The 26,194-nt window shown below is 61.5% G+C and carries 26 protein-coding genes and 4 pseudogenes; 16 read left to right on the top strand and 14 right to left on the bottom strand.

From position 1 onward, the window contains the following. Positions 1–3: 3 nt before the first annotated feature. From AAFG16_RS14140 to AAFG16_RS14130, 3 genes are all read right to left on the bottom strand, one after another. Positions 4–1,020 (bottom strand): xanthine dehydrogenase family protein subunit M, encoded by a 1,017-nt coding sequence (locus tag AAFG16_RS14140; RefSeq protein ID WP_342739507.1) that lies wholly within the window; start codon positions 1,018–1,020, stop codon positions 4–6. Next, the gene (locus tag AAFG16_RS14135) at positions 1,017–1,520 is read right to left on the bottom strand and encodes a (2Fe-2S)-binding protein (RefSeq protein ID WP_283085074.1); all 504 of its coding nucleotides are present in this window, start codon (positions 1,518–1,520) and stop codon (positions 1,017–1,019) included. The genes AAFG16_RS14140 and AAFG16_RS14135 overlap by 4 nt, the downstream gene beginning before the upstream one ends. Positions 1,521–1,737: 217 nt before the next feature. Next, positions 1,738–2,013, bottom strand: a complete 276-nt coding sequence (locus AAFG16_RS14130; protein WP_283085073.1) for a hypothetical protein — start codon at positions 2,011–2,013, stop codon at positions 1,738–1,740. Between AAFG16_RS14130 and AAFG16_RS14125 the strand changes: the two genes are divergently transcribed. After that, entirely contained in the window at positions 2,002–2,499 is a 498-nt protein-coding gene (locus tag AAFG16_RS14125) for a hypothetical protein (protein WP_342739506.1), read from the top strand. The genes AAFG16_RS14130 and AAFG16_RS14125 overlap by 12 nt on opposite strands. Positions 2,500–2,576: 77 nt before the next feature. On the opposite strand, the pseudogene glnQ reads toward AAFG16_RS14125, so the two are convergent. After that, positions 2,577–2,678: pseudogene (gene glnQ, locus AAFG16_RS14120) on the bottom strand (glutamine ABC transporter ATP-binding protein GlnQ); the annotation flags it as partial. Positions 2,679–2,882: 204 nt separating this feature from the next. Here glnQ and AAFG16_RS14115 point away from each other — a divergent pair. Beyond that, positions 2,883–3,160 (top strand): annotated as a pseudogene (locus AAFG16_RS14115) (hypothetical protein); the annotation flags it as partial. 27 nt (positions 3,161–3,187) lie between these two features. Further along, positions 3,188–3,513: pseudogene (locus AAFG16_RS14110) on the top strand (hypothetical protein). Here AAFG16_RS14110 and AAFG16_RS14105 read toward each other — a convergent pair. Beyond that, a complete protein-coding gene (locus tag AAFG16_RS14105; protein WP_342739505.1) occupies positions 3,508–3,852 on the bottom strand; it encodes a hypothetical protein in 345 nt (114 codons plus the stop codon). The pseudogene AAFG16_RS14110 and the gene AAFG16_RS14105 sit on opposite strands and share 6 nt — an antisense overlap. A 683-nt stretch (positions 3,853–4,535) precedes the next feature. Between AAFG16_RS14105 and AAFG16_RS14100 the strand changes: the two genes are divergently transcribed. Continuing rightward, positions 4,536–4,880 (top strand): DUF2934 domain-containing protein, encoded by a 345-nt coding sequence (locus tag AAFG16_RS14100; protein WP_342739504.1) that lies wholly within the window; start codon positions 4,536–4,538, stop codon positions 4,878–4,880. A gap of 235 nt (positions 4,881–5,115) precedes the next feature. Here the strand turns inward: AAFG16_RS14100 and AAFG16_RS14095 are convergent, their stop codons facing one another. Next, entirely contained in the window at positions 5,116–5,304 is a 189-nt protein-coding gene (locus AAFG16_RS14095) for a hypothetical protein (RefSeq protein ID WP_283085069.1), read from the bottom strand. Positions 5,305–5,649: 345 nt separating this feature from the next. Between AAFG16_RS14095 and AAFG16_RS14090 the strand changes: the two genes are divergently transcribed. From AAFG16_RS14090 to AAFG16_RS14075, 4 genes are all read left to right on the top strand, one after another. Then, positions 5,650–5,859: a hypothetical protein gene (locus tag AAFG16_RS14090; protein WP_342739503.1), complete on the top strand. Its 210-nt coding sequence runs from the start codon at positions 5,650–5,652 to the stop codon at positions 5,857–5,859. 94 nt (positions 5,860–5,953) lie between these two features. Next, complete coding sequence (locus AAFG16_RS14085; protein WP_342739502.1) at positions 5,954–6,226, top strand: response regulator; 273 nt, start codon at positions 5,954–5,956, stop codon at positions 6,224–6,226. 271 nt (positions 6,227–6,497) lie between these two features. After that, positions 6,498–6,734, top strand: coding sequence for a hypothetical protein (locus tag AAFG16_RS14080; RefSeq protein WP_283085067.1), 237 nt, complete (start codon positions 6,498–6,500; stop codon positions 6,732–6,734). 324 nt (positions 6,735–7,058) lie between these two features. Continuing rightward, positions 7,059–7,205, top strand: coding sequence for a hypothetical protein (locus AAFG16_RS14075; RefSeq protein ID WP_283087167.1), 147 nt, complete (start codon positions 7,059–7,061; stop codon positions 7,203–7,205). On the opposite strand, the gene AAFG16_RS14070 is transcribed toward AAFG16_RS14075, so the two are convergent. Beyond that, positions 7,180–7,443 carry a hypothetical protein gene (locus AAFG16_RS14070; protein ID WP_342741123.1) on the bottom strand — a complete coding sequence of 88 codons (264 nt, stop codon included), beginning with the start codon at positions 7,441–7,443 and terminating at the stop codon, positions 7,180–7,182. The two genes, AAFG16_RS14075 and AAFG16_RS14070, sit on opposite strands and share 26 nt — an antisense overlap. Positions 7,444–7,635: 192 nt before the next feature. On the opposite strand from AAFG16_RS14070, the gene AAFG16_RS14065 reads away from it, so the two are divergent. The 3 genes and pseudogenes from AAFG16_RS14065 (at position 7,636) to AAFG16_RS14055 (ending at position 9,666) form a co-directional block, all read left to right on the top strand. Then, entirely contained in the window at positions 7,636–8,049 is a 414-nt protein-coding gene (locus AAFG16_RS14065; RefSeq protein ID WP_342739501.1) for a nuclear transport factor 2 family protein, read from the top strand. A gap of 719 nt (positions 8,050–8,768) precedes the next feature. Next, positions 8,769–8,993 (top strand): annotated as a pseudogene (locus AAFG16_RS14060) (esterase); the annotation flags it as partial. A gap of 415 nt (positions 8,994–9,408) precedes the next feature. Then, positions 9,409–9,666 (top strand): hypothetical protein, encoded by a 258-nt coding sequence (locus tag AAFG16_RS14055; RefSeq protein ID WP_283085065.1) that lies wholly within the window; start codon positions 9,409–9,411, stop codon positions 9,664–9,666. A gap of 1,567 nt (positions 9,667–11,233) precedes the next feature. On the opposite strand, the gene AAFG16_RS14050 is transcribed toward AAFG16_RS14055, so the two are convergent. After that, positions 11,234–11,386: a hypothetical protein gene (locus tag AAFG16_RS14050; RefSeq protein ID WP_342739500.1), complete on the bottom strand. Its 153-nt coding sequence runs from the start codon at positions 11,384–11,386 to the stop codon at positions 11,234–11,236. A 1,570-nt stretch (positions 11,387–12,956) separates the two neighbouring features. Between AAFG16_RS14050 and AAFG16_RS14045 the strand changes: the two genes are divergently transcribed. After that, the gene (locus AAFG16_RS14045) at positions 12,957–13,193 is read left to right on the top strand and encodes a hypothetical protein (RefSeq protein ID WP_136615051.1); all 237 of its coding nucleotides are present in this window, start codon (positions 12,957–12,959) and stop codon (positions 13,191–13,193) included. A 713-nt stretch (positions 13,194–13,906) separates the two neighbouring features. On the opposite strand, the gene AAFG16_RS14040 is transcribed toward AAFG16_RS14045, so the two are convergent. Further along, positions 13,907–14,086: a hypothetical protein gene (locus tag AAFG16_RS14040; protein ID WP_080134694.1), complete on the bottom strand. Its 180-nt coding sequence runs from the start codon at positions 14,084–14,086 to the stop codon at positions 13,907–13,909. Continuing rightward, positions 14,083–14,304, bottom strand: coding sequence for a hypothetical protein (locus AAFG16_RS14035; protein WP_283086875.1), 222 nt, complete (start codon positions 14,302–14,304; stop codon positions 14,083–14,085). Before AAFG16_RS14035 ends, AAFG16_RS14040 begins: the two co-directional genes overlap by 4 nt. Positions 14,305–14,640: 336 nt before the next feature. On the opposite strand from AAFG16_RS14035, the gene AAFG16_RS14030 reads away from it, so the two are divergent. The 3 genes from AAFG16_RS14030 to AAFG16_RS14020 all read left to right on the top strand — a co-directional run bounded on the left by AAFG16_RS14030 (position 14,641) and on the right by AAFG16_RS14020 (position 16,163). Next, the gene (locus AAFG16_RS14030; protein WP_342739499.1) at positions 14,641–15,102 is read left to right on the top strand and encodes an Hsp20 family protein; all 462 of its coding nucleotides are present in this window, start codon (positions 14,641–14,643) and stop codon (positions 15,100–15,102) included. Positions 15,103–15,185: 83 nt separating this feature from the next. Continuing rightward, positions 15,186–15,677, top strand: a complete 492-nt coding sequence (locus AAFG16_RS14025) for an Hsp20/alpha crystallin family protein (RefSeq protein WP_342739498.1) — start codon at positions 15,186–15,188, stop codon at positions 15,675–15,677. 78 nt (positions 15,678–15,755) lie between these two features. Further along, positions 15,756–16,163, top strand: a complete 408-nt coding sequence (locus AAFG16_RS14020; RefSeq protein WP_342739497.1) for a hypothetical protein — start codon at positions 15,756–15,758, stop codon at positions 16,161–16,163. 1,113 nt (positions 16,164–17,276) lie between these two features. Here the strand turns inward: AAFG16_RS14020 and AAFG16_RS14015 are convergent. Then, a complete protein-coding gene (locus AAFG16_RS14015) occupies positions 17,277–17,444 on the bottom strand; it encodes a hypothetical protein (RefSeq protein WP_342739496.1) in 168 nt (55 codons plus the stop codon). 1,187 nt (positions 17,445–18,631) lie between these two features. On the opposite strand from AAFG16_RS14015, the gene AAFG16_RS14010 reads away from it, so the two are divergent. After that, positions 18,632–18,967 carry a hypothetical protein gene (locus AAFG16_RS14010; protein WP_342739495.1) on the top strand — a complete coding sequence of 112 codons (336 nt, stop codon included), beginning with the start codon at positions 18,632–18,634 and terminating at the stop codon, positions 18,965–18,967. A gap of 671 nt (positions 18,968–19,638) precedes the next feature. Here the strand turns inward: AAFG16_RS14010 and AAFG16_RS14005 are convergent. From AAFG16_RS14005 to AAFG16_RS13995, 3 genes are read right to left on the bottom strand one after another with little or no spacing between them, the layout of a single operon-like run. Then, positions 19,639–22,569, bottom strand: a complete 2,931-nt coding sequence (locus tag AAFG16_RS14005) for an NHLP bacteriocin export ABC transporter permease/ATPase subunit (RefSeq protein WP_342739494.1) — start codon at positions 22,567–22,569, stop codon at positions 19,639–19,641. Beyond that, entirely contained in the window at positions 22,566–24,809 is a 2,244-nt protein-coding gene (locus AAFG16_RS14000) for an NHLP family bacteriocin export ABC transporter peptidase/permease/ATPase subunit (RefSeq protein ID WP_342739493.1), read from the bottom strand. The genes AAFG16_RS14005 and AAFG16_RS14000 overlap by 4 nt, the downstream gene beginning before the upstream one ends. Beyond that, entirely contained in the window at positions 24,806–26,104 is a 1,299-nt protein-coding gene (locus tag AAFG16_RS13995; protein WP_342739492.1) for an NHLP bacteriocin system secretion protein, read from the bottom strand. The genes AAFG16_RS14000 and AAFG16_RS13995 overlap by 4 nt, the downstream gene beginning before the upstream one ends. Positions 26,105–26,194: the final 90 nt, after the last annotated feature.

Here is a 26,194-nt window from a genome sequence, read left to right as displayed (position 1 = left end):
CCCTCATGCGATCTTCTTGTGAGCCTGGGACTGCGGTGTGGCGCTTGCGGCCTGCGTCAGCGTTCGCACGATGGCTCGGCGGGCGAGCTCGATCTTGAAGCCGTTATGCGAGCAGGTCCTAGCGCCCTCCAGCAGGAGATGCGCAGCGCGGGAAAAATGATCCTCAGTTGCCGCCTGGCCGCGCAAGGCCGTTTCGGCTTCAAGGCTGCGCCAGGGCTTGTGGGCAACGCCGCCGAGCGCCACGCGCGCTTCTCTGATCGCATTGCCGTCCAATTCGAGCGCGGCAGCGACCGAGACAAGGGCGAAGGCATAAGACAGGCGGTCGCGGACTTTCAGATAGCTGTAGTTATGGGCAAAGCCGCGCGGCGGAAGTTCGATTCCCGTGATGATCTCGCCGGTGCCGAGATTGGTGTCAACATGCGGCGTGTCGTCGGGCAGCCGATGGAAATCGGTCAGCGCCATCGTGCGCTCGCCGGATGGACCTGCGATGTGCACGAGTGCGCCGAGCGCCGCCAGCGCCACGCTCATGTCGGACGGATTGGTCGCGATGCAGGAGGCGCTGGTGCCGAGGATCGCATGGTTGCGGTTGAGGCCGTCGATCGCCGAGCAGCCGCTGCCGGGACTTCTCTTATTGCAGGGCGTGGCCGTGTTATAAAAATAGGCGCAACGCGTTCGTTGCATCAGGTTGCCGCCGACGGTGGCCATGTTGCGCAATTGCGCGGAGGCACCGGCCAGGATAGCGCTGGCAAGCAGCGGATAGCGCTGTTCGACCAGCGGATGGTAGCCGAGGTCCGAGTTCGGCACCAGGGCGCCGATGCGCAAGCCTCCATCGGCCGTCTCCGCGACCTTGCGGAGCGGAAGACGGGAGATGTCGATCAGCCGGGAAGGCTGCTCGACATTCTCCTTCATCAGGTCGATCAGGTTGGTGCCGCCGGCAATGAGCTTGGCGCCTGGATGGTCGGTGAGCAAGAGGATCGCATCGGCGACGTCGGTGGCGCGGCAATACTGGAAGTTGATCATGGCAGGCCCATTGCCTGCTGGATGGCAGCAACGATGTTCGGGTAGGCGCCGCAGCGGCAGAGATTTCCGCTCATCAGCTCGCGGATCTCGTCGGCATCTCCCGCGTGGCCTTCGGCCAGCAGGCCGGCGGCCGAGCAAATCTGTCCCGGCGTGCAATAGCCGCACTGGAAGGCGTCGTGGTCGATGAAGGCTTGTTGCAGGGGATGTAGCGCGCCATCGCTGGCAAGACCTTCGACGGTCGTGATCTCCGCGCCGTCGGTCATGACGGCGAGCATCAGGCAGGAATTGACGCGCCGGCCGTCCACAAGCACGGTGCAGGCTCCGCACTGGCCGTGATCGCAGCCCTTCTTGGTGCCGGTCAGCGCGAGATGGTCACGCAACGCGTCCAGCAGCGAGGTCCAGGGCACGAGGTCGAGCGTGCGCCTGTTTCCGTTGACGATGAGACTGATCGGAATGCGGTCGGGAATCTGATGCGTGACGTCGGCCGTGTCTTGGGACATGTCTTGCTCCCTGCGACGGAGGCCGAGCCGAGAAATCAAGCCGGTCTCGACGCGAAGGCGCGTCGTCTCCGCTGGCCAATAGCGCCCAACGGACGGCCGGCTACTTGGTTCCTAAGCGAATTTTCCTTGCCGCGACAGAGCCATCGGCGCGGCACGCAGCACCGTAGCGTGCGCCATGGAGTTGAGTCGGGATTTTTCCGAACCGCAAGACGCGACTTCAGCTGCGTAGCCGGACGCGCGACCGTTTGATGGTGGACGATACGACCCGATCGTAGGTTTCGAGTGCCGCTTCCGTCGCCAACTTGACCATTTCCCGGTAGGCGGCCTCATTCACTTGCGTGAAACTGTCGCGGATAGCTCCGGCCAACTCTTCTTCGGTGACCGACGATCGATTCGGCTCTGCTTGTCTCGTAAGGTGGCTATACAGATTGAGACGGTACACCTCGGTCGAACGTTGCCAGGCCCAATCTTCGAGATTTAGTTGTTCAGTCATCACCGCTATGCGGAACCCGAGGGATGGGAAGATACGACACCCGCGGGCAAGCAGCAGATAGCGGATGCAGATCATTTAGAAACCAAACCATGGCTGGCCCTTGCACTGCCCCGGTTGCGCCCTCGCCGCTTGGTGGCTCCATTGACTTCCAAGGCGAGCCAAGCTTACAGGGCGGGCCAGCGTTGCCAGACCGAACACCGCGAGGTTGAACTGGAACATCAATCTGCGGCCGCACCGATCCGCGGCCCCGATCGCGCCGATCAGTATACTCACGAATGTCGCGGATACGAACGTCGCGTTCTGAGCAAGATCGGAGAAGCCGAGCGCAATCAATTGGCCAAGGACGGCTCCTACGAACTGAATATCGAAGTCGCTAATCAGTCCGTCGGTGGCCGGGCCACCGGACGTCGGTCGAAACTGGTGACCGGAAGTCCATCAAGTCGTACCGCCGCAATGTGTCAAGCTTCCTGCAATTCGCCTGTTTGAGATTCACTGCGAGCAGTTTGCTGCGATGCGATTGCAGCTGCCGCATGCCCTAATGCATGATTTGCTTCAGAAACGCAACGAGTGCGCTCGTGCTTGGGATCCGAGAAGAACTGGTGAGGCAGGCCCTCTTCTACAATCATGCCAGCGTCCATGAACACCACCCTGTCCGCAACGCTTCGCGTACCATCTCGTGGGTTCGGGTCAGAATGCGAAAAACTCAGCGCGAACAAATCCAGTCCGCTCCGTCCGGCTAAGCGGACCTCAATGAGCGGTGTCGTCACTTCGCGGATGGGCCATAACCGGACTCATGCACCGTTGGTGTGGGCTCAGACTCCGTCTATTCTGATTTCCCGGGCCTTTCTCTCGGTGTGATCGTAGTGCCTTTCCTGACCTGCGAACCCAACGCCCAGGTGAAGCGCGTGCATCCGAAGGCCATGCCGGTGATCCTGACCACGACCGAGGAGTACGATGTCTGGATTCGGGGGCCATGGGACTGCAGCGGCCCCTCCCCGATGGCGCCTTGCAACTGGCGAAAAGGAAGACCCAGCGCTGGAAGCGTAGCGTTCTGCACAAACGGTGCGGAACAGGTGGACAAGCCCTAGCCCTGCCGATTGCGAATCCCTGCCCCGTGCTAACCGCCCGGAACGAGCAGGGGTCGTAAGGATTCGCCCCGATAGGAGCCAACGCGATGCTGATGACTGCGCAAAGACGGAGTGCCATACGGACACTGAGAGGCTGGGCAGTTAGCGTGCTTCAGGAGGCGGGCGCTATCCGCGAATGCGAGGAGCACGGCTGGGCGCAGGACGGGGCGACCCGCATGCCCGCGAGCGCGCGCTCGATGTTGCCAGGCACGATCCGCCCGCGGGGATCACTCCGCGCGATGCCGTCGCATCATCTAAATCCGGTTGCGCGCCTGCCCTGAACCGGAGCGCACTTGGCCGAACACCTGAGCAGGGCCGTCGCATCGCAATGCACGAGCGTGCCAGCGGAGCTTTCTTGAAGGAGATCTCATGAGTGATCGCACAGGTTGATCTCATCGATCTCGGCGCCATCTAGAGTGCGCTTGATTCGCAACACGACGGACAACGCGATCACAACGTGACCATAGGGGATCAGCAAATCGCGCGCAGCAACTTCGCCGTGCGCGAGAAATGTTTCGATCGCCTCCTCGCTCTTGCAGATCAGCAAGGCCAAGTCACACGCCTGCCGGTGATCATCGACGCTAGACCGCGCATCATCATCGCCCAACAACATACGCTCAGCAGCCCGACCGGCTGCCAGCTCGATGCAATGGCTATGCACACTTGCAAAGACATCAGGGACGGAGCTGCGATCTTCGCCCGGTCCGGGCATGATCTGAGCAAGCGCCTCCTGAACATCGGAGGCATCACCGCGACCTTCCGCGAAAGCCTCGACGTGGCGGTCGCCCCATCCCGGGTCATCCGTCGCGCCGCCCAGCGAATGCCCGAGCAGACGCGCGCAGACGATGGATTCCGTCGGCGATACCTGCCCCGAGTGCCTAGCCGTATCGGCAGGTGACCAGTGACAGCCGAAGCAAGCCTTCCCTCACCGCTTGTTCTGTTTGGAGTGGCCGTTATCCCAGCGATCGCGGTGCTGGCGGGGTTCGCATTTCAATAGCCGCTTTCCAGGGAAGACCTTCTGCGCTGATCCTCAGGTTGCATCAGCCGCTGGGGAAATGGTGGGGGAAGCTGTTACGGTGGAGTGGTCTCGACCGCGATCAGGAAGTCGGCCAGTTCAGCGAGGCGAAGCTCGCTACCGCCACAATCAAAAAAGCGCTGATCAGAACCACGACGTAAGTACCCATACGTTATGAGCGAAAATCGGCGGTGGGGGGTTCCGGGTCGCTAACAAAACGCGACGAGCACTTTCATTTCTTCGACAATTGGACTCGGGCGAATTCACCAGGGGTTAAGAGCCCGTTGTGTGCAAAAGTGAACCCTAAGTCGGACCATTGTAGAAATGAGCCTGGCGGCGAAACAACCGTGCGCCGTGGGAGTCGTCTTCACTAAAGGAGGATGGGAGCGGCTCAGATGGACGAACGGGCGAAGCTGGAGCACCAGATCGAGTTAGCCACAAAGGTGGCAGGCTACATTCGTGACCAGAGCACCGCCAGCCGCTTGAGACGGTTTGCCGACGAGCTGAGGCAGAGGCTATTCCCGTCCACGCGAGATAGAGAGATCAAGATGCGAGCGCAGGAGCTCTGGGAGCACGCCGGCCGCCCAGTGGGTCGTGACCTGGACTTCTGGCTTGAGGCGGAACGGGGGCAGGGGGCGATCCGACGAACCATCAGCTTAGAGGACGGCGCCCATGGTCGTCTTCAGCGGGTTCCCCATTTGCCCGGCTTGAAAGGACGACGTTGATGTCCGGTCAATTTCCAACACCGGACCATCAGATGTCGCAGACGAGCCAAAAGCCGACACCAAGTGCGGGGAGGTCCGGGGGTCTGTCGGCATCCTCCCGCAGGTGTCTTAGCGCGCTCCACGGGGGAAGCCGCCCGTTTCCAGGGCACGAACCACCAGCGAAAGCAGACCTTCCCTGTGTGCAAAGGCCGTGGAGACCTTACGTCAGAAAGCCGCGACCGGTGTGCGGGTAGATTTAGGTTTTTTGTTTCTCGCCTGCGCTCTTTCCATCGGAGCTCTTAGAGCGCTCTTCGAAACGATCAGCCGCCTTAGCTAGATCGTGCCCCATCTTGCTCTCGTTTTTTGCTTCCTCGTTGGATGCTGCTTTGCGCAAGCCTTCCGCGGCCCGTTCCCCCGCTTCTGATTTTTTTCGTTCGTCGTCCATTGTAGCTCCTTCCTCCTCAAGACGCTTCCCAGCGAACGGCACATCCTCAGCTGAGATGGTCAACGCTCCAATTAGATCGCCTGAACATTGTTCCAAGCTCCCCCGGCTCTCCACGATCTGACGATGGAAGTGAGGCGCTCCGGGTCGACATGCTCAAAGCGAGCGATTCGCGTCTGCTTGACCCGGCGGAGCAGACCTCAAACCGGGGAGCCCCAACTTCTCGGAAGTGCTACAAACGGAGCCGCAAAACACAAAAAATGCAGCGCGGGCGCGCGCCTTCTTGACGAGCGCTTCGGACCGGTCCCATATTACCAAACCACCGACATCGGAGCCGGAGAAAGTTGGATGGCTCTGTCCGACCGCGTGAAGTCGAACATGGAATTAGTGTTGGGAGAGACTTGCCGAGAGCTTCCGCACGGTGGAGATCACGAGAGCCGACGACTGATTGCCGAACGGCTTTTGCAGGCCGCCGAGGCAGGCCAAAATACTTTGGACGAGCTTCGAAGCGTGGCTCTCCAAGCTTTCGCGACTGCAATGAAGATCACGTGGCAGTAGTTGAGCGGCGGCGTTTCATGGCTTCGGTATTCTTGGTCGAGGATGAAGCCCTCATCAGGATGATGGTCGCCGACATGGTGACAGAGCTGGCCACATGGTCGAGGCAGAAGTGAACGACTTGCCGTCTGCATTACGGCACGCCCGCGACTCTGATTTTGATATGGCCCTGCTGGACGTTTCACTTGGTCGCGACAGCGCGGAGCCTGTGGCGGTGGCTCTTGCAAACCGAAACATCCCGTTCGCATTCGCGAGCGGCTTTGGCGCCGAGGGCGTCCCAGAAGCCTTTCGCGAACGTCCACTTCTCAGAAAGCCATTCCCCATCGAACAACTCGAATGTTGCATCGCGGAACTTCTAAAGGCGTCCTAGGGGCTGTTCCAAAAGACGGAACGTTCGGCAAGTCTCCAACTTTCCGACTGAGACTTGGCTTCCTCCCTTAGCTTTTGCGCAGCCGACTGAAGCCTCTCCTCCAACGTTTGGCTTTGCTTGATGCGACGCCGCATCGCTCATCCTCCCCGTTAGGGGCCCGAAACGGACCGACCGCGGGCAAAACGAACGATGGGGAGATGCTGTTGCGGAAGGCGCGACAGATCGAAATGACCAGCAAGCTGACCACTTCCCTTCGCCCAAGCTAGGACGCATGCCCCGCTACTTTTTCCACGTGACTTACCATCGCACCATCATCGATGAGGTCGGTGAAGAGTTGCCCGATGATCGCGCTGCTTGGAAGGAGGCCACGGTGGTGGCCGGCCAGACCTTGCAGAGCATCGATGGAAATCTCGTGCCCGGTCGTGAATGGCGGTTGGAGGTGGCGGATGAATTTGAGAATACGATCCTTGTCCTGCGCATTAACGCGGAGGTGCCGAAACAGCGGTGAGCGAACGAGACTTGGGTTGCGATCGCCGCTAAACCGCAACGGGAAAGGCCGCCGATGAAGCGGCCTTTCCCGTTTGGCTAGTGAGGAGAGACGATTGCAGCCAAAGTGAATGCCACCAAGCAGGCTGCGGCTAGAGAACAGAGCGCAATTGCAATTTCTCTTGGCATGGAAATGCAAAACTAGCTGCGCGCAGCATGTTCCTAGCCTTCTTAAGTTTTCCGCTCGCCTGCCACAATACGCTTGACCAAGGGTTGGCCGTCCGCGGAGCGGCGCATCTAGCGCTAGCGGCTTGCTTCTGGCTCTTTCTGGCGGAATCAATTCACCATGACCACCAAGTCGCGCGAATACCTGTTCGGGACAACGGTCCGCGTTCTGGCCGAACGCGCCCGCGACGCCCGCAAGGACGCGGACATCCTCGCCTGCCAGGCCTGGAATGTCCGCATGCTTAGTTTTCGCGGCGACACTCGGTGACGCCCTCAATGCCGGCTACCGCTATTTGAGGTGAAGTGCCGCCCGCAAGCTGATAGAGATCGCTCGCGGCATCGAGGCCGTCCAGGACGGCCGCATTCACATCGAGAAGATTAATGCGCCGTTTCTCTACACGTTCAAGGCTAGTGGACCGGAGTTCGGCGCGGGCATCAAGTACCCGATCGAGCAGGGCTGGCTCGAACTCCACGAGAGTGGCACCGACGTTCGTCTGCTGGCGCAAGCTAAAGACCGGCTGACGAGCCAGCTTGCTAGCTTTGTCTCGACGGCGACACCGAACGTCAGTGGACAAGGTAACGCCCTATGGCATGCGGCATATGGGCTTGGCAGAACCGAAACAGCAAAAATTCACAGTCGATTGGCCAAAGACCTAGCGGGGTGCTTCTAGGCCAAATTCTGGCACGGAGGTGCTTGTATGTATTTCGATCCTATGGCCGCTGCCGTCGATTGGCTTGATGCCTACCGGGCGGGCGATATCGAAGCAATAATGGAAATGTATGCCGAAGATGCTGTGGTGTTCTGCGATTGTGCAGGCGTGGTTATCACTGGCCGAGAGGGCCTGCGAGCCTACTGGGCTGCTCGTCTGCAGGAATACCGCGCTGCCGACCTGGACGATCTTCAGCCCTCGCCCGGTGGGGCAATGATCACCTACATCACCGAGAAAAACATAGTGAAGGTCGCCTTGGCCTTTAATGATGTCGGGAAAATAAAGACCCTGAATTGCGGCCCGCTACAGCAGGGCTGCTCCAGTTCCTCCAAAATCGAGGCTAAGACACCGCCAAAGGTAGTAGGAACGACGCAAGGCGTCGAAAATTTCCCTGCACATTAGCCTTCACGCGGGCTGGCATGAAGGGTTGGCAGGACGGCTCCGGGTCCCCCCCGGGTCAACCGGAGCCGTCTTTCATCTATAAGCCGACCGCCTCGAATTTAATCTGCAATCCGGCTCATTTCGTACAGACGAATTGAAATCTCGGGCCGAGATTACTGCCAGCGCATGCGTGGGGTTAGCGTGCGCGGGCGGCCCCGACTCGTCCCTCACCAGCCCCAGAGACGGGCTTGGGGCCGTTCCGGCCCGGATCGTTCAAGTCGAACGCCTTTCAGCTTCTCCCGAAGTACCGGAGAGAGTGCGGTGCACTATTTCCGCCTGCTCTCTGGTTAAATTGGCTGCCCACTCGGTGCCGATCAGTGCTGGACCTCTGCGCTCTCGATCGTAAACCATCCAGCCGGCTCCGCCCATTCGAACAAGAAATCTGCCTGCCCTCGGCCTTTCACTCACCATTGCGTCCTGCCTCTGATTAGGATGCAAACTAGATTGTGCTCATTCCAAGATTGCATACTTTGTAACGGCCGGGCCAAACACGCAAGCCCTGGGCCGGAAAGCGGTCCAGTCCGGAAAATCGTGGACGCAGATTGCGGAACTGGGACAGTTCATCGGAAGTCCGGCGGAGACGGTGCGTCTGTTCGTACCACGCCTCCTCCTGATCGGCTCGCCTCTCCGCGGCTCAGATCGTCCGACAGGCGATTGGCGGATTCCGCACGAAGGCCAAGGTGCATCGCGGGCGGATACCTGGAGGGCACGCCTACACCCGCACGGTCCACACCGACGCGCGCGGGCGCGTAATCCTCGAACACTGGGAAATCCACGGAGCCGGACACGCATGATCGGGAGGCGGCCCCGCCGGCTCCTACACCGATCCAGACGGACCGGATGCGACAAGGGAGATGCTGCGTTTCTTTCTCGAACATTCGCTGCAGCGGAGACAAAATTACTAGCGTCCCCTAGGACGCAACGATCCGGTCTTGGGCTTGTGCTTGACGGCCGCCTCGCGAGCCAGCCGCTCCGCCTTCAGGCGCTCCCGGTTTGCATGGAATGTCTGTTGGTCGCGCTCATACTGCGAGGCCGGCATGCTGGCGCCTGAATCTCGAAACACCTTTGGAGCTTCACGCTCGACCGCGGTCGGCGCTCTCCGGTCCGATATGCGTTGCACATTGCTCCCTCCTCTAGGCGCAAATGGTCCTTGCGCTATCACTGCGCATTCGGACCGCCAACCGCGATGGCGTCCGCTCCAACAGCAAGCGGATGAGAACCGCGCCCGCAGACAACAAGGGTCTCCGCTAACTCTCGCAATAGGTTGCTGAAATATTTTTTATGACTTGTTTTCGCGCGAAGTGAGTTTATCTCCGCGCTATGGATCTCACCAATACTCAGGATTACGCGATACAGGCAAAGCTAGCCGGTGTAATAGGCGCGACTGTTTTCTATCGCGTGTTCGCTGGCGTCAGATTCGCTGAAGTCGACGGACCGCTCTTGTACGTCTATGCAAAGGACGAAAGCACCGCTTCGGAGATTGAGGATGACTTCGCTTTGGTGATTGCTGACTTAGCTACGGAGATCTTGAAACAGCTGATTGAGGTCATAGTCGTGCTGCCCAAAGTCCTTCAGTAGCAGCCGCTGGAAACAACCCGCAGCTTGCCACCAAGCGAAATAGCCAGTGACAGTAGCTTGCAGGTCAAAAAAAACGGCCCCAGCACAACCCGCCGGAGCCGCTGTTGGAGACCTCGACAGTAATGGGGCGCCGCCGAGGCATGCCGAGGTCTAGGGTGATTCGACAATCGGGTCTGTATCCCTTTGGATATAAGCGGCGCTCTTGATCGCGCCCTCTGCGTCACGTTTGCTTTTCCACACCCACGACCGGCAGTAGCTCGCGAGCCTTCAGAGCCGCTAGGAATCGATAATTTGCGAGATACTCACGATGCCGCTTTGATAGGTAATGCCTCGCCCTGTTCGACGCCACACTCCAACCCACGCCGATGGTCGGCCGCTCAAGATCACCTTCGGCGAGATGCGCGAAATGGAACTGCGCGACGTCTTAGTTTATTGTCATTGCGGCCATCACGTCGCTCTCGAGGCCGGCCGCTGGCAGAGCCGCTCCATGGGCGGGAGCTCGTCGATGTCGTTCCGGTGCTGCCCCATGGCCGCAGATCAGACTCCGACGATGAGTCCGCCGTCAAGGCCATTGAGATGGCCTCATGGGTTACTCCCGGAGCGCAACTCACTTTGCCGCTCCTTCCCTGTACAGTGGCTTTGCGCGCGGCGGAGCGCACGGGGACGAACGACCCCGGCGTGTCCGCCAGCCTCGCGCGCCGGGGCCGTTCTCGCGTGCAGTATCGGGGCGCCCTGGCGGCTCAAACGGGGCGGGAGCGTATGATGAACTTGGTGGTCGCAATTTGAGGGCGCAAACCAAGGGGAAACAAAATGCGCGCCTTTTTGGTGGTATTCTTCGCATTGGCTTCGCTATTCCAGGCTCATGCACAAGAGGCAGCTCAAGGCAGAGCCGAGACGTCCGGAAGGGCAGATCCTAGCCTCCGCGAGGTCTGCACCTACACGATACGCGGGTATCCACAAGAGGTTCCGGCGGGCGTGAATCTTTGTTGGCGCGCACCATACCCGTATTTGTCGGAATATGGGCTATTGCACTGTGAACCAAAATACAACTTCCAAGAGATCACTCTGGTGAAACGCGGCGATCCTCGCTGCGAGCGATACGAGATCCGGCAATAGGGATGAACGACCACGTGAACTGGCGAGCCTGCGTGCGCTGGCACCGTCGAACAATCACTAGTCGATCCGGCAACGACTAGAGGTCGCACTTCGTGATGCCGTACATATCAGGTGCGAAACCATCGACCTCCACGACTCTCGGCTTCCTGTGCGAGCTTAAGCCACTCGGCGGCCAAGCGCTGCCACTCTTCCTTGTCTAAGGCGCTGATCGCCTTCTCCGCCAGGTGGAGGCAATCCTCGGCTTCCTTGCGGAAGAGTTCTGCGTCTGTCACGGCCATGGTGCAAGGGTAACGCACAAGACAGGGCAAAGTTGAAAGGCCCGCGCCGATCGCGGCTGGCTCGAGCTGCACGAGAGCGGGACCTATGTGCGGCTCAAGCGCGAAGCAGCTCATACGATGAAAGAGGCCGCCAACTGAGGCGGCCTTATTCTTTGGGCTCATCGGGGAACGGCTCATATGTCTTGCGGCCCAGGAAGGTATTTGGCTTTGGTAACTTGAGGGTTTTCGGCCGCTTTCACCGTCAACTGCCGAATGCGAGCGCACTCCTCTGCGATCTCGGAAGGCAGTCCGTGTATCTGCTCGCGAGTAGCGTTGATGTCGGCCATGACGGGGCCCCTTTCGCTCGTGCAGGTGACGGCGCTCTCGGTCTCTCAGCCACCGACGCCTACCAAATACGCCGTCGTCAACTATTCCCTGCATTTGCCTATGTGAATCGCCACAACATTCGAGCGCCCAACAGATGTTCCTGGCGGGAACAGTGCGAAAGCGGACAGAGCACCCGTCGGTCTGATAGTGCCTCACCTCCGCTTGGTGCAACCGACCAAGCACCTCCAGTCGACGCCCCGGCCTACTCCTTCAGCAGCATGTCCCTGCCTGGTCGGGGCCGTCGTCCACTTTCCGATGCATATTGGCGCCGCGAAAGTCTCGCCTCCGAGTTGACGGGGGTCGGCTCCGCGCAAGGCTAGCCAAGTTCTGACACACACGGACAGGCCGTCATCGATTCCAGTTCTACCTCTTTTAGGCACTTACAGGACGCGGTCATCGCCGCTACTTTGGCAGATTGCGGGGTTAATACCTTCAAGCCCTGGAAGACGGCTCTCGGCGCTCACTTTTTTGGAGTGCTATGGTGGCGCGATATTTCTTCGACGTCAGGAACGGGTGGGACTTCTGCCCCGATGAGCAAGGCGTGGAATTGCCTTCGCAAGCAGATGCTGAGGCAGAGGCTCTAGACACCCTGGCGAAATTGGCGCGCGATTTTGCGGAGGAAGCTCCAGGACAAGCGCTCCGGCCAGATGTTGCCATCGAGGTCAGAACAGCGTCAGGACCGGTCTTTCAGGCTGCGTTGCTCTTCGCGGCTAATAGAACCACGTTGCAATGATGCGCTTGGACCGCCCACTGGCACCAGCGGTGCGACCGCAATCGGGCCGGCGGCGCTTTCCTTGCCGTCTGTTTCATCATGGGCTCGCACCTGCTAGAGCACCACCCCAGTGATTGCGGCCCGCCCGTAGCTTAGCAGCTCTGACTAAGAACGCGTTTTGAGTAAGTCAACGTAGCGCGCGTGCAATGTCACGAAGCGCTTGGTTCCGTCGAGGAGCACCTTGACCTGAGTCGCGGTCGCCCCTTGGCCAACAACGATACCGATCCGACCACTCAGGCGCGGCCCGGCCGAAGCAGCAACAACGATCCTGCGACCACTCATCAGCTCTTCTTTAATGACCAATAGGTCCGCGGACTTCGGCAGGTTACGGTTGGTGCTCCGGGGCGTGGCCTGTTCCCTACCGCCATCTATGAACGTTGGACACGCGATTGACGGTGCACGCCTGGCTCGCGACCGCAAAGAGGCCGACAGAAGCCATCCCCAACATATGCCGGCGCGCTGCCGTTGCGCCACAGCTTCTGTTGCGGTGTGATTCGGCGCAAATTGAAGTGGGGATCTTGACGAACCAGATGCTACCCGACCGTCTCGGCATAATCCATGATGTTGATAGCGGACTCGCGATCTGATCCCATCTGGGACGGAGACGAATCACATGCGCGAGCAACAAGCAACCTTTGAGGCGACGTTTTTTGATCGGCCTCCCAATTGCGAAGATTGCCACATCGTCACGGCCCTTAGATCCGTTATCCGCGACTCTCGCGATGGTCGCCGGGTCTCTGTGTACGAGTGCTCAAACCGTGGCCGACTGGCTTGGAAGGATGACGCGACAGGGATTTCCGGCGAGCTCGGTGGTGCGCAAAGGAGATAAGCATCTGGTGTGGCCCTTACGCCTGTCGCGGACTGTATCTGCTGAGCGTCGGCAAAAGCCATTGAGTTATCAAGCCGCCGAGCTGCGCGCAAAAGAGCTCCAGACGATGGCTTTTTTCCTGATCGTCGCCTACTTCGCCATTCTTGCTCATGCTTTGTTCAGTTGAGGCAAGGCGCTGACGCCCTCTCCCATCCTGGTGTTCGCGCCACTACGGTCGTTAGCTGTAGGGCAACGACCCCGCGGCTATGCAGCTTCACGGGCGCAGCCGTATCGCCCTACTTGGTGCGCACTGTGTTGGCTCCGGCTCCTGTCAGCGCATCGGCGATTTTCTGCGGATCGTCGCCATGAAAAACCAACCGACACCTCAATCACGCCCTCCAGCTTCTGTCTTCCATCCTGTTCTGGGGCGACCTTGGCGTCCGCACCCGCCGCGCGTGCTCCGGCCGAGTTCGCGCCGCCCGCTGGCTGAATGAAGACGTCGCCGCGCGCCACACCGCATTCCTGAAGACATGCTCCACGGCTAGTTCGGCTTCACGGCGGGTCGCAAAATCTCCGATAATCGTGCTTTCCAAGATAGCCTCCGCGGCAAGGGTCGAGAGGCGGACAACCGGCCGGCGACGTTGAAGGTTCCTAGCACGAGCGCCGCGGCAAAGTCTGTGGTCCGCGCCTCTCCTACGGACAGCACCCGCGACGCGCTCGCGCCGAGCAGGAGAAACAGCGCGCGCTCCGCCTGGTACCTCGCGGCAGCGCGGCTGCACTCCGAGCCGGACATCACGACGTCGCCTCCAGCTGTGCAGACGGCCCACTTCCTTCTACCGCGTCCGCGCCGCTTCAATACGAAATCGAATCCCGCATAGTTCTCTTCGCCGGTTCGAGTGTTCATGCCGCGATCCGTCCCGGTAAGCTGCCTTGGAGCTGGTCCAAGAGCCGCTGCTCGCGCTCGATTCGGCTCAGGTAGAGTTCGCGCTCCTTCTCGGTTTTCGCGCTGGCAAGCAGCAGCCGATAGTGGGCGATGACCTTCTCGCTGCCGCGGATCAGCAGGTCCTTGACGTCGGTCATGACGCCGCCCCCGCGTTCGCAGGGAAGTCCGGGCTAGGCATGGTGAGCGCGATAGGGAAGGTTTCGGACGTCAACGCCTCCAGCGCCGAGCTCTCTTCGGAGAGACGCCGTTCGATGAACTGGCGCTCGAGGTCGGAGAGCCGTGTCTTCAGAAGTCTCCGATAGCGGTGGATGTTGTTGCGGTGCGCACGAATGCGGGCAATATCTTCGTCGATCATCATCGCCACTCCTGACGGTCTTCCAAGCCCTTTTGCGGTTCGAGAAATGGGAAAGCGAATTCCCGGCGAAAAAATATTCGGCGCGAAAACCCTGTCAAGATTGTAGTGGTGCAGTGCGCCACACTTGAGCCGTGGCGTGTTAACCAATCCGCGAGCTCAAAAAAAATTCGGCGGCCCCCTTGAATCGCCCTTGCGTTTTTCTAAGTCGTTTTTCGTCGCGAGAGCGGTGTGCCGGGCGCCTTTATGGGTCCGGCGCGGGCGCCGGCCGGGTACCAGATCCGCTCTGACCCTGCCTTGCGCTCCTTGTATCCAGCTTGCTCTTTGGAGGACTTGGACATGAGGACCACTTTCGACTTCGCGCCCCTGTGGCGCTCCACCATCGGCTTCGACCACTTGGCCGACCTCGTCGACAGCACGCTGAGCCGCCCGAGCGAAGACCACTATCCCCCGTACAACATCGAGCGCACCAGTGAGGACCACTACCGGCTCTCGCTCGCCGTCGCCGGGTTTGGTGCCGACGACATCGCCGTGACCGCCGAGCAGAACGCGCTGACCATCGAGGGCAGGAAGCCCGAGAAGGCAGCCGGCGAGTACCTGTACCAGGGCATCGCCGCGCGACCGTTCCGGCGCGTGTTCAACCTGGCCGACTACGTCCAGGTGAAGGATGCCTGCTTCCGCGATGGACTACTGATCATCGATCTGGTCCGCGAGGTGCCGGAAGCCATGAAGCCACGGCGGATCCAGATCGGAAGCGGGGCCTCTGCCGTCTCGCAGATCTTACAGAAGAAGGCGGCCTGACGCCGGCCAAGGTTCGACGGCGGAGCGCGGCGCGCGAAAGCCCCGGCCGCGCTCCCTGGCTCATGCAACGAAGGAGAAAAACCATGGCAGTTCGTGATCTCATTCCCTGGTCCAGAAACCAGGAGGTCGCGCCGCCGCGCGGCACCCGCGATCCGATCATGACGCTTCACCGCGAAATGAACCGGCTCTTCGACGACGTCTTCCGCGGCTTCGGGGGCGAAAGCCTCTCGCCGCTCATGGAGGGGCAATTCAGTTGGCCCAAGATCGAGCTCGGCGAGACCGACAAGGGGCTGACGATCTCGGCCGAGCTCCCGGGCATGACGGAAAAGGATGTTCAGATCGAAATCGCAAACGGGATGCTGACCATCCGCGGCGAGAAAAAGAGCGAGCGCAAGGAGGAAGGCAGATACTTCACAGAGCGTTACTACGGCTCCTTCGAGCGGCAGATAGCCCTCGAGGACGTCGAGGAGGACAAGGCCGAGGCCTCGTTTAAGGACGGCGTCCTAACGATCTCGGTACCAAAATCCGAAAATCCGCGCGCGGGCGTCAAGCGCATCGCGATCAAGTCGCAGTAAAGACCATCACGGGCGGCGGTCGCCGCCGCCCGAACTCACCGAAGACCCTCCGAGGAAGGAGCGTAAAAGGAGGCATCCATGACCAAAGCCGGCACGAACGCAGGCAATCTCAATTCCCTCTTCCATCCGGCGGCGCACTATGCGTCTCCGCAAGATGTCCTGAACGATCCGGGGCTCGCCGCGCCGGAGAAACGGTCATCCTATCGTCCTGGGCGTCCGATATGTTCGCAGTCGAGTCCCGCCTTGCGCAAGGTACTTGGCATGAGCCGCGCCATCCGGCTCGCCGACATCCTCGCCGCGCTGCGGCGGGTCGACGGTGGTTCTGATCGGACACGCTTCGGCGATAACGACGACCTCGCCGTCAACGATCGCCTGACCTTGGATGTCGAAGGCGCCAGCGATGACGGAGTTACTCTGGATCGATCCTGTAAATGTCGCCCGGAAGGAGGTCTAGTTCCTCGAATGACCTTTGTTGGCTTTCCGTAAGGACCACTGGAACAACTTGCGCCGTCCAGCCTTCGGGGACGGCGGCGAGTACCAGCGTCAGCGCCTGGCGAGGCTTGGCTAACGCGAGCCACGTCTGCTTCGTCGGTGGCGCGTCGTCTGAGGCCACCTCAACAATGGTGAACGAATTGCCGAACGACTCCGCCATCATTGGCTAACGCGGACGCGTTGTTGCTAGTTGCTGTTTGTAGGCAGTCGAACAGGGCCAGCTATCAACCGATATGTAGGTACCCAAGCGGTGTTCCACGATTCCATAGTCGCGCCGCAAACCGAGCAGTCGAAGCTCGCGATTTCCCGCGAAGGGGCCATCGCCTCGGTGCGGCTGTAGACAGCTCCGCACTGGCAGGTTCGGTGATGAGACTCGGACATGTCCCATTTATGCGCCTGAAAATAACAACCGGCCAACGCTTTGTTTTCGGACCAGCCCGGGGTCGCGCCCGGCGCGGGCCGATAAACGCTTCTTAGCGCAATACCTCCGCGCCGAACACCACACGGTTGCCCGTTTTCGAGGCAGGCAGCTCCCCTTTGACGCGCTACGATATATTCTAACTCGATGGCAACGACGCCTGATTTTTACATTGATGTCGTCGACACAGGAGAGCGCCCGCACCCTTGTCGGTGGGAATTGCGCAGGCGCAGCGCTCCGATGGGGGGCAGGTTTGGCGCAACTGGCTTTCAATCATAGATGGCCGCCGAGTACGCCGGGAAGCGAGCGCTTGTGGCGTTCTTGGACGCCCTCGAATAAGAGGAGAGGCGGCGATGAGCCGGGAAGAAGCATTGTAATTGTTAACTGGCGCACCGATGAGCGCCCCTCAATGCTGCGGCGCGGCCCCTTCTAATCGTCCACTTCGAAGAGACGGGAATTCGCGGTGACGTATTCTGCCCACAACTGCTCCATCATCGCCTTCACTTCATGTGGCCGATAGTCCTCACCATTCGGGAGTACGTTTCCAAGTTGATTTGGATTTATGGTTCCAACGTATGGCGCCCCCGGATGCGGAGTATACGCAGCCCCCGTTGGCAGGTGGACAATACCCTTGGGCGCAATCCTAAACTGGTCTCGTCGAACCGGGGTGGACATTCCGCGGCCCGCGCTCAGTTCACCCATCGCCGCCATTCGGCGACGACGGTGGGATGATTGGTCACTTCGCGGAACTCCTCTGTCGTCAGTTCGCGGAGCGTGAGATTGCGGTCCACCATCATGAAATGGCCGCAGCAGTCGCAGTCGGTGAAGTTTATCGACACTGTCTCAAGGTCAGGCATGCTATCGATCGGCCTGATCCCATCAAGCACGGTATCGCAGCATGGGCAGGCCCTTGGACTTATCAGGACAACCTTTGCCATACCGGCCTCGCTCGCCGCTTGGCGCGACCTTGAGTGTCGCTAAGAAGGACGACCGTGTCGCGCTGATTTTTTGGGCAAGGACTGCCGCGCCATCACGTCGCCGATGGATACCAATGCGGAAGCTGCGGCAAGAAGCTGCTTCTCAGCCTCGTACCAAAACGTGTCCATCTGTCCCGCCGCGTACAGGGCCGCCTGCGCTTTCGCCGGCGCCTTCTCGCGCCTGGACCCCAGTGCCTTTGGATCCGAGATGCGAGTGGCTCACCTTATTGATGTTCCGCTCAGATGCTCTCGCGATCTTGCCACTCATTTTGGTCTTTAAGATCTTCGGCGTTCATCTCGCGATACTGCCACGATCCATTGAACCATCGGCGCATTTTGTTTCTGTCCGCGTGCCACCGGCCGTCGCGTTGTTCCTGCTGTGATCGAAATTTTAGAAATCGGAACAGCAATTAAAAAACGGCGGCGACGCTAACCGCAGCTAGAAAGCCTTCCATGGCATTTTCTCCGCGACCAAAACTGCCTACGAGGAAATGAACCAAGTGCCGGAAGGTTCTCCTTGTGAAACAAGTCGACGGCCGCCCCAAACGCCGTCCTGAAACTGTCGCGCGCTAGCTTCTCGAGCTCGCCGGCCAGGTTGAGCCAGTACAAGACGGCCGGATCCATATCGAGAAGATCAACACGCCGTTTGCTTGAGCTGAACTTACGTGCGGGTGCCGGAGCCACAGCACGCTGAACTGACCACCGTGCTGTGGCCGTGAGCCTGCAGGTCCGAAGAGTGCGTGAGATAGCTACCCGGTTCGCATAGTCCGGCCCGCAGCTCGTCATCAACTTCGCCTTTGAGACGGCCAAAAACACCGTTTGAAAAACCGTTTTAGTTCGGCCGTCTCAAACGGTTTCTCTCGCTAAGGTCTTGATTTATATGGTGGGCGCACCAGGGCTCGAACCTGGGACCCGCTGATTAAGAGTCAGCCGTCATGTCAGCTGTTTCAATTATTTAGTCGTCGCACGACTGCGCTTATAGGGGCTAAAATCGGCGTTCGTCGCACGGCGCCACTCGGGGTACTCACGATCGACAGACCGACGGTAGGAAGGCAGGATGAGTGGGCTTGATCAAGAGCGAGATCGCTCTGCGCCTAAAACGCGCAATGCACGATGAACGCCTCAGGCTAAAGGCTTGGAAAACAGCAGGTACCGCCAATCCGAAAGCAAGGGGTGGCAGGATGAGCAAAATGAACTGGAGCCCAACTGCGCCGACCAAGACGGCACGACACGAGCCTCGCAAGATACACGCTTCTTACTACAACAGCCTTGCCGCGGGCTTTATGTTCGGCGGATACTTTGTGCCCCTGACGGCGCTCACCGCGACGTTTGCCTCGGTTCCGATCCTCGAATTCGCAATCGCTCTCGGGACCACCGGCGCCATTGGCCTTCTGTCGATCTAGCTCGCTTACAATTTTGGAATGGATGCCATCGAGCTACTGAAGAAATTTGAGGAGTGACGCCTAGCTGGCAGGTTGATCTCAGTAGATTCGCGCATAGCCATGCGCGCCAATTTGCCGATCCGGCTTCCAATCGAACTCGCGGTCACCGCACTTGCCACACGCTCGACGAGAAATTCATAACAGGAAAACATGCCACGCCTGCTGGGCAGGTTTCCCACGCACTTTTGAAAGTGGCGCCAAACAGGCGACGGATGATGTCGTGACGTTCGGTGGTGCCGTGCATATTGCACTACCATAGCCTGGCACGACTTGCCGGCCCCTCACCTTGGCCGATCGGCAGCGTCCGCCCGCTGGCCGAGATCGCCAACCTGCCGAAGCCTCTGCGAAGATCTGGAGCGGCGTTGTATGGGTAGGCGCGTGGCAACGCGTCACGTTGCCGGATGCGTCCGATCAGTCGGGGATTCAGGTCACTGGTCCGCGACATCGCGTGACCCGCGCATGCGAAAACACCAACGAGGCTGCTGGACATCCCGTCGCTCATAACGGTCTGGTTGCAGCTTCGAGTCCTGCCGGGCCCACCATTCCTTTGTCACCACACCAACCAGGCCAACGATTCATCATTTGCATGTGCGACCGCCGAATATCCTGCAGGCAGGAAGCCGTGTTGAATTTCAAACAAGCTGCCGCGCGACCAGATCGGCGAACAAGCCCTTGACCGCCATCAGCTCGTCGTAACGGCCGGTTTGCACCACTTTACCGCGGTCGAGAACGATGATGCGGTCGGCGCTCTTCACGGTGGTGAGACGATGCGCGATGACGAGGCGTGTCACCGCCAGCCGGTGCAGGCTTTCGGTTAGGCGGGCCTGCGTCACGTTGTCGACCGCGCTCATGGCCTCGTCGAGCAACAAAATCCGCGGCTTGCCGACCAGTGCGCGGGCGACCGCTAAACGCTGGATCTGGCCGCCGGAGAAAGCAGCCGCGGCTTCGGTCACGATCGTATGCATGCCCATCGGCATGGCGTTGATGTCCTGGTCGATATTGGCCTGTCGCGCAGCCTCCCACGCCTGGTCGAGCGTGCCCTCGTGGGTGCCCATGATGTTTTCATAGAGCGTGCCGGGAAACAGCGCGGTGTTCTGCAACACGCCGCCAATCTGCCGCCGCACCATTTCGATGTCGAGATAGCGCAGATCCTGCCGGTCATATTGCACGGTGCCGCTCGCCGGCATCTCAAACCCGAGCAGCAGCCGCATCAGGGTCGACTTGCCGGATCCCGAGGGGCCGACTAGCGCGACGTGCTCGCCCGGTGCCAGCGACAGCGAGACGCCCTGGAGCGCGAACGGCGCATCGGGGCCGTAACGGAAATAGACGTTGGTGACATCGATGTTCCCGGCCAGCACGCCCGGATCGCGCTTCGATCCGGCGACATCAGGCGCAGCGCGCAGCAAGGGCGCCACACGCCCCCAGGAGGGTTGCGAATTCCAGGCGGCAACGACGCTGCGCGCCAGTTGCAGCGAGGCGCCCATGTAGGCGCCATACGCGGCGATGAAGGACACGAACGCGCCGGTCGAGAGTTCGTCGCGCGACAGCTGCGACAGGATCAACAGGATGACCGCCAGCGCCAGCAGCTCGAAGGCCACAAGCGCGGTTTCGAACAGGGTGCCGAAGGTCCGCGCCCGGTACATGCGGGAGCGCAGCTCGGCGAAGTCCATGGCCCAGCGCGCAAAGCCGCGCTGCTCGGATCCGGTGGCACGCAGAGTCGTGATGCCATGCACGAGCTGGAACACGATGCCGTAGATATCGGAGAGGATCTCCTCCCCGCGCTGCAGCGCATCGAGCTGATGATAGCCGCAGAACGCCGCAATCGCGGCGATCAGGGCGAACAGCCCGATCGCCGCGCCCGCCGCCGCGGGCGAGTAGTAGAACATCAGGCCGATGTTGCTGACGAAAAAGAGCAGCGCTGAAATCGAGCCGAGCATCAGCGAATAGGCGCCGCGCCGCAATTGATCCGCCGCGACGAAGCGACTCGCGATATTGCCGGGGCTCATGCGCAGCGCGCTGTCGGGCAGCCGCAAAAGCCGGTCCATGAAGGCGGCCTGCAAGGCGCCCGCCCCGCGCCCGTCGAGCCGCAGGCTTGCGATGTCGAACACGAAACGAAAGCCGGCGGCGATGAACGCGGCCAGCACGAGGCCCATGCCGAGAGTTAACAGCGACAGCGTCTGGTGGCCCGGAATGAAGCGATCGAACGCCAGTTGCATCGCCATCGGCGTCGCGAGGCCGAGCAGCGCGGAGGCCAGCGCCATGGAGACAGCGAGCGCCGCATCCCACCGGTTGCGCAGCCAGCCGAAACCGATGAATTGCCGAAACCCGATCGGCCGATCCGGGAACGGCGGATAGAGCATGTGCGCCTGCGGCGCCAGCCGGGCCGCCAGCGTGGCGTCGACTGGCGTCGGCCTGGCGTGCTCCGCCTCGATCATCACCCAGCGCTTCGCGTCGGTCGGGATCAGCGCCACCGGGTGCCGCGCGTCATCGAGGAAACCGATCAGCGGGCCGAGATCCTGCTGCAACCAGTCGCTGCTCAGCACCACCTGGCGGTTGCGCAACCGCACCGCGCGCGCCGCGTCGTCGACATTGCTCGCCCGCGACAGCTGTTCGCGCTGCCGGTTGGTGAAGTCGAGCCCGAGCTTGCTCGCAATGGTGACGAACGGCGCGACGAACGGCTCGTCGCCGACAGGCTCGGCGGCGGCTTGCGGCGCGACCTTGCCCAGCACCGCGTCGAACCGCGTGAAGGCGCGATTAACCGTGCGCGTGGTACGCGCCATCCGGCCTTGGACCGCCTCGCGCAACGCGTCCTGACGGGTGTCGTGCGCGCGCCGGACCAGCGAGAACAAAGTGGCGTGGGTAAACTCCAGCAGGCGCTGCCATTCCGACAGGCGAAGGATATCGGCTGTGCCGACCGCATGAACCTCGCAGGGCCGCGCCGGCGAGATCCAGATGCCGCCGGCCACCGCCGCCACCTGCCGGCGATTTATGCCGGCGACCGGCACGCCGCCACAGCATGACAGGTCGGCGCCCAATGCCGTCAACCAGACCACGCCGCCACGGGTCATGAGCGCGGCTTCGCCGGCGGCCTTCGCCTGTTCACCGGGCGCGAACGTGACGATATCGAGCGGCGCCGGGCCGACCATACGGCTCACGGCGGCGCTGAGATGACTAAGCCACCCGTCGATGGATGCGGCCACCGCGTTGTGTTGCTGCTCGGAGCCTTTGGCCTGGACCGCCAGCGTGTCGGTGCGGATGGCGGCGATCGCGCTGGTCTCGACCGCTACCGCGGTCACCAATAGATCGTCTGCCACCACGATCGGTGCGATGTACTCGCCGCCGCCGAGTTCGCACAGGAACATGCGTCCCGACAACTCGTCGCCGCTCTTCACGACGAGATAGATCTCGACCCGTCCGGCGGCGATGATGTGGCCTTGCTGGGTTTCGCTGAGCGCCAGAGCCTCACCGGGCTCGAGATTGATGCTGGGCGCGGCCGCGAACGGCGCGGCCAGCATTCCGTCACTCGACGCCAGGGTGAGCACGGGCGGGCGGGGCGCCATCATACCTCGACCTGCTTCTGGTAATGGCGATGCGCCGCCATCAGGGCGGTGTGGCGGCCGCGCTCGACAATGCGGCCCTCGTCCAGAACGATGATTTCGTCGCAATCTCGCAGGGTCGAAATGCGGTGCGAGATCAGGATGCAAGTGCAGCCACGGCGGCGGATGTTGTCGATGATTCCCTGTTCGGCGATGGAATCCAGCGAACTCATCGCTTCGTCGAACACGATAAGCACCGGATCGACCGCGAGCGCCCGGGCGATGGCAAGGCGCTGACGTTCGCCCGCACTGAAATTGCGGCCATTGTCATCGACGCGGGTCTCGTAGGCCATCGGACGCGACGCGATCATTTCGTGCACCATCGCGTCCCGGGCCGCCGCCACCACGCGATCCTCGCTGATGGTCAGATCCCACATGGTCAGATTTTCGCGCACCGTACCGCCGAACAGCGTGGTGGTCTGGTCCACATAGGCCACCGCCGAGCGCAACACCGGCGCCGACAGCCGGGCGAGATCGATGCCATCGATCCGGATCACACCGTCGCGCGGTGTCATCAGTCCAACCATCAGCCGGGCGAGCGTGGACTTTCCGCTGCCGGTGGCGCCCGTGATGGCGACGCGACCGCCGGCCGGCACTTTCAGCGAAATGTCGCGCAGGAACGGCGCCGTCACGGTCGTGTAACCGAAGGTCAGGCCCTGGATATCCAGGGCGCCATGCAGCGCCGGGATTACGCCCGATTCATCAGGGGCCTCGAGAATTGGATCGACGCGCTGCCGGCCGACATCGCCGAGCCGGTCGATATGACCCCGCGCCTGCTGCAATTGCGCGGTCAGTCCCATCACGCTGGTGACGGGCGCGTTGAAATTGGCCATCAGCGCCTGGAACGCCACCAGCATGCCGATGCTGATGGTCCCTTGCATCACGCCCACGCCGCCGATGAAGACGATGCAGGCACCTGCGATCGTGCCGAGCAGGATCGGCAGGCCGGCCAGCAGCCGCTGCCAGAACGCCATGGCCTGCTCGGCGCTGACGACTTTGGCGTGCTCGCCGGCCCAGCGCCGGAAGAACAGGTTTTCGGCGCCGCTCGCCCGGTAAGTATCAAGATTGGCGAAGCCGTGGATCATGGTGGATTGCATGCGGGCTTCATCCTGCAGCATCCGCCGGCTGGCGTCCGACAGCCGGCGCGACAACCAGACCAGCAGCGCCAGGTTGAGAACCGCGAATGCGATCACCACCAGCGCCAGCGGCACGTTGTAGGCCAGCATGACGAGCGCGTAGATCACGATCGACAGCAGGCCGATGAACGTCACCGCGATATTGCCCGAAAGCAGGCCGGTCAGGCGGTCGCTGACCATGAGGCGGTTGGTGATTTCGCCGCTGTTGCGCTGGGCGAAGAAAGCCATCGGCAAGCGAAGGATGTGCCACAACACCCGACCACTGGTATCGACGCCGAGCTTGACCTGGAACCGCGCCAGCGTGCGCTGTTGCAGGAAGGTCAGCAATCCCTTCGCCAGCGCGATCGCGGCGATGCCGCCGACCAGCCACCACAGCCAGCGCGACAATCCGGCGATCATGTAATAGTCGACGAAGGCGCGCTGCAGGCCGGGGATGATCAGACCCGGCACCACCAGCAGGAAGCCGGCGAGCACGGCGGCCAGGATCGGCGCCTTGAAGCCCGGCAGGGTCTGGCGGATGCTGCGCACCAGGTCAGGCGCTTCACCCCCCGGAGCAAAGTCGGGACCCGGCTTCAGGGCGAGTATCACCCCGGTGAACGCCCGATCGAAATCCTGGGTCGTGAGAACACAGGGACCGGTCGCCGGATCGTTGATCCAGACTTTCTCGCTGGTGCGGCGCTCCACCACGACGAAATGATTGAATTCCCAAAACACGATGCATGGCAGAACGTCGTCGGTCAGATCGTCTGGACCGACCGTGTAGCCGCCACCCTCGAGTCCGTAGCGCTCTGCGGTCAGCAGCAGATTTTTTGCATTGGTCCCGTCCCGGTTGACGCCGGCGACCTCACGCAACTCCTCGATCGGGACCCACCGGCCGAAATAACCGAGCAGGATGGCGAGACACGCGACGCCGCATTCGGCTGCCTCGTATTGAAGGATCGTAGGTGTCCTGTGCGCCGAAGTGTCGCCGATGCGTGCCCGCAGTGTTGGCCGCCACGTGCCGGCAAACAGCAGCGCCGCGCGCGACGTCGCCTCGGCGATTTTGGTTTTCAGCGCAAGCAACACCCTCACGAACCGCTTCCCAGGACCTGCCGCAGCGGCGGGATCAACAGGCTCAGGAGCGGCAACGACATGGTCTCGATGTCGCTGCCGACCGTCGTGCCGGCATTGATGCTGAGATCGGGGCCGCGCGACGACGACCAGCGATAGCCGCTCGGCGTGTCCCTGGCGGCGAACAGATCCACCACGACTTCGTAAGGGGCGCCGTCCTTGGCGAGCGACTGGCCGAGCTGCCGGTTCTTCAGCGTGCGGTACATGCCTTCCGCAGTCGCCGGCACCTCCGCCACGGCGCGGACGCGGCCTTCGATGAAGCCGAACTCTTCCCGCCGCACCGTCGAGGGCGACAGGCGCACGTTCATGCCGGGGCGGACCTTCTTGCCGTCGTTCGACGGCACATAGACAACCGCATAGAGCGGCCCGATCGGATCTCTGACATCCTTCGGCAGCGTCTCGGCGACCTTGTCGGGAATCAGCGAGAACAAAGCGGCGTTGCGATCGACGATTTCGCCCGGATTGACCTTGAGTTCGATGACAGTGCCGTCGTACGGGCTCAGCACCACGCTCTGGCGGTCGAGCTTCTCGCGCAACGTGCGGATCTTGCGCTCGGCGGCCGCGACCTTCAGGTCGGCATTGAGGCGCTCGCGCTCGTCGTCGGTCTGTGCCTTGGTGGCCTCGAAATCGAGGTTGCGAATGCCGTCCTGGGCCTGCGCGCGCTGCGTCTCCGCCTTGCCGATCTCGACGCGAGTCTCGAGCGCGCTCTTGCGTGTGAGGATCTGCTTGTCCATCAGCACGGCGTCGCCCTTGGCGATCTCGTCGAGCCAGCCAAGCTGCTTTTCAAGAAACGCGATATCGTCCTTGTAGCCCTGCCGGCGCTGTGCGATCGAGGCGGCGAGCGGCGGTCCGCGGCGCTCCTGGAATTTCACGATCTGGTCGCGTTCGCCGACCGCGTCGCGGTATTCGGCTTCCGCGTTGATCAGATCTTCGCGAATCTCCGGCTGATCGAGCCGGGCCACCGCCGTACCGGCCTTGATCTTGTCGCCGACCGCCACGCTGAAGCTCAGCAGGCGCCCCGGATTGTCGGCGGTGACGTCGAGCAGGCCGCCCGGCGACAGCAAAATGCCCTGGCCCGGCACCGTGACCGGCACCGTCAGGACGATGCTCCAGATCAGGCCGCCGACGACGAGACCCGCCAGCGCCAGCAGCGCGACCCAGGTCGGACGTCCGACAATACGGAGCCCCTGGTCGAGCCGCTCCGGCGCCGACAACCTCTCAAGTGCTGCTTCGCGAAAAATGCCCTCGTTCGCCATGCCCGTTCGCTACGCCTGGCCGCGCCCGTCCTGACCGGGCGGCCTGCCATATTTACACCAATGGCCTTGCGGCGCCTCAGCCTTTTGCCG

It is taken from the genome of Bradyrhizobium sp. B117, from assembly GCF_038969555.1.
Lineage (GTDB): Bacteria > Pseudomonadota > Alphaproteobacteria > Rhizobiales > Xanthobacteraceae > Bradyrhizobium.
The sequence above is the reverse complement of the archived record's forward strand: the minus strand, read 5'-3'. Positions and strand labels throughout refer to the sequence as shown.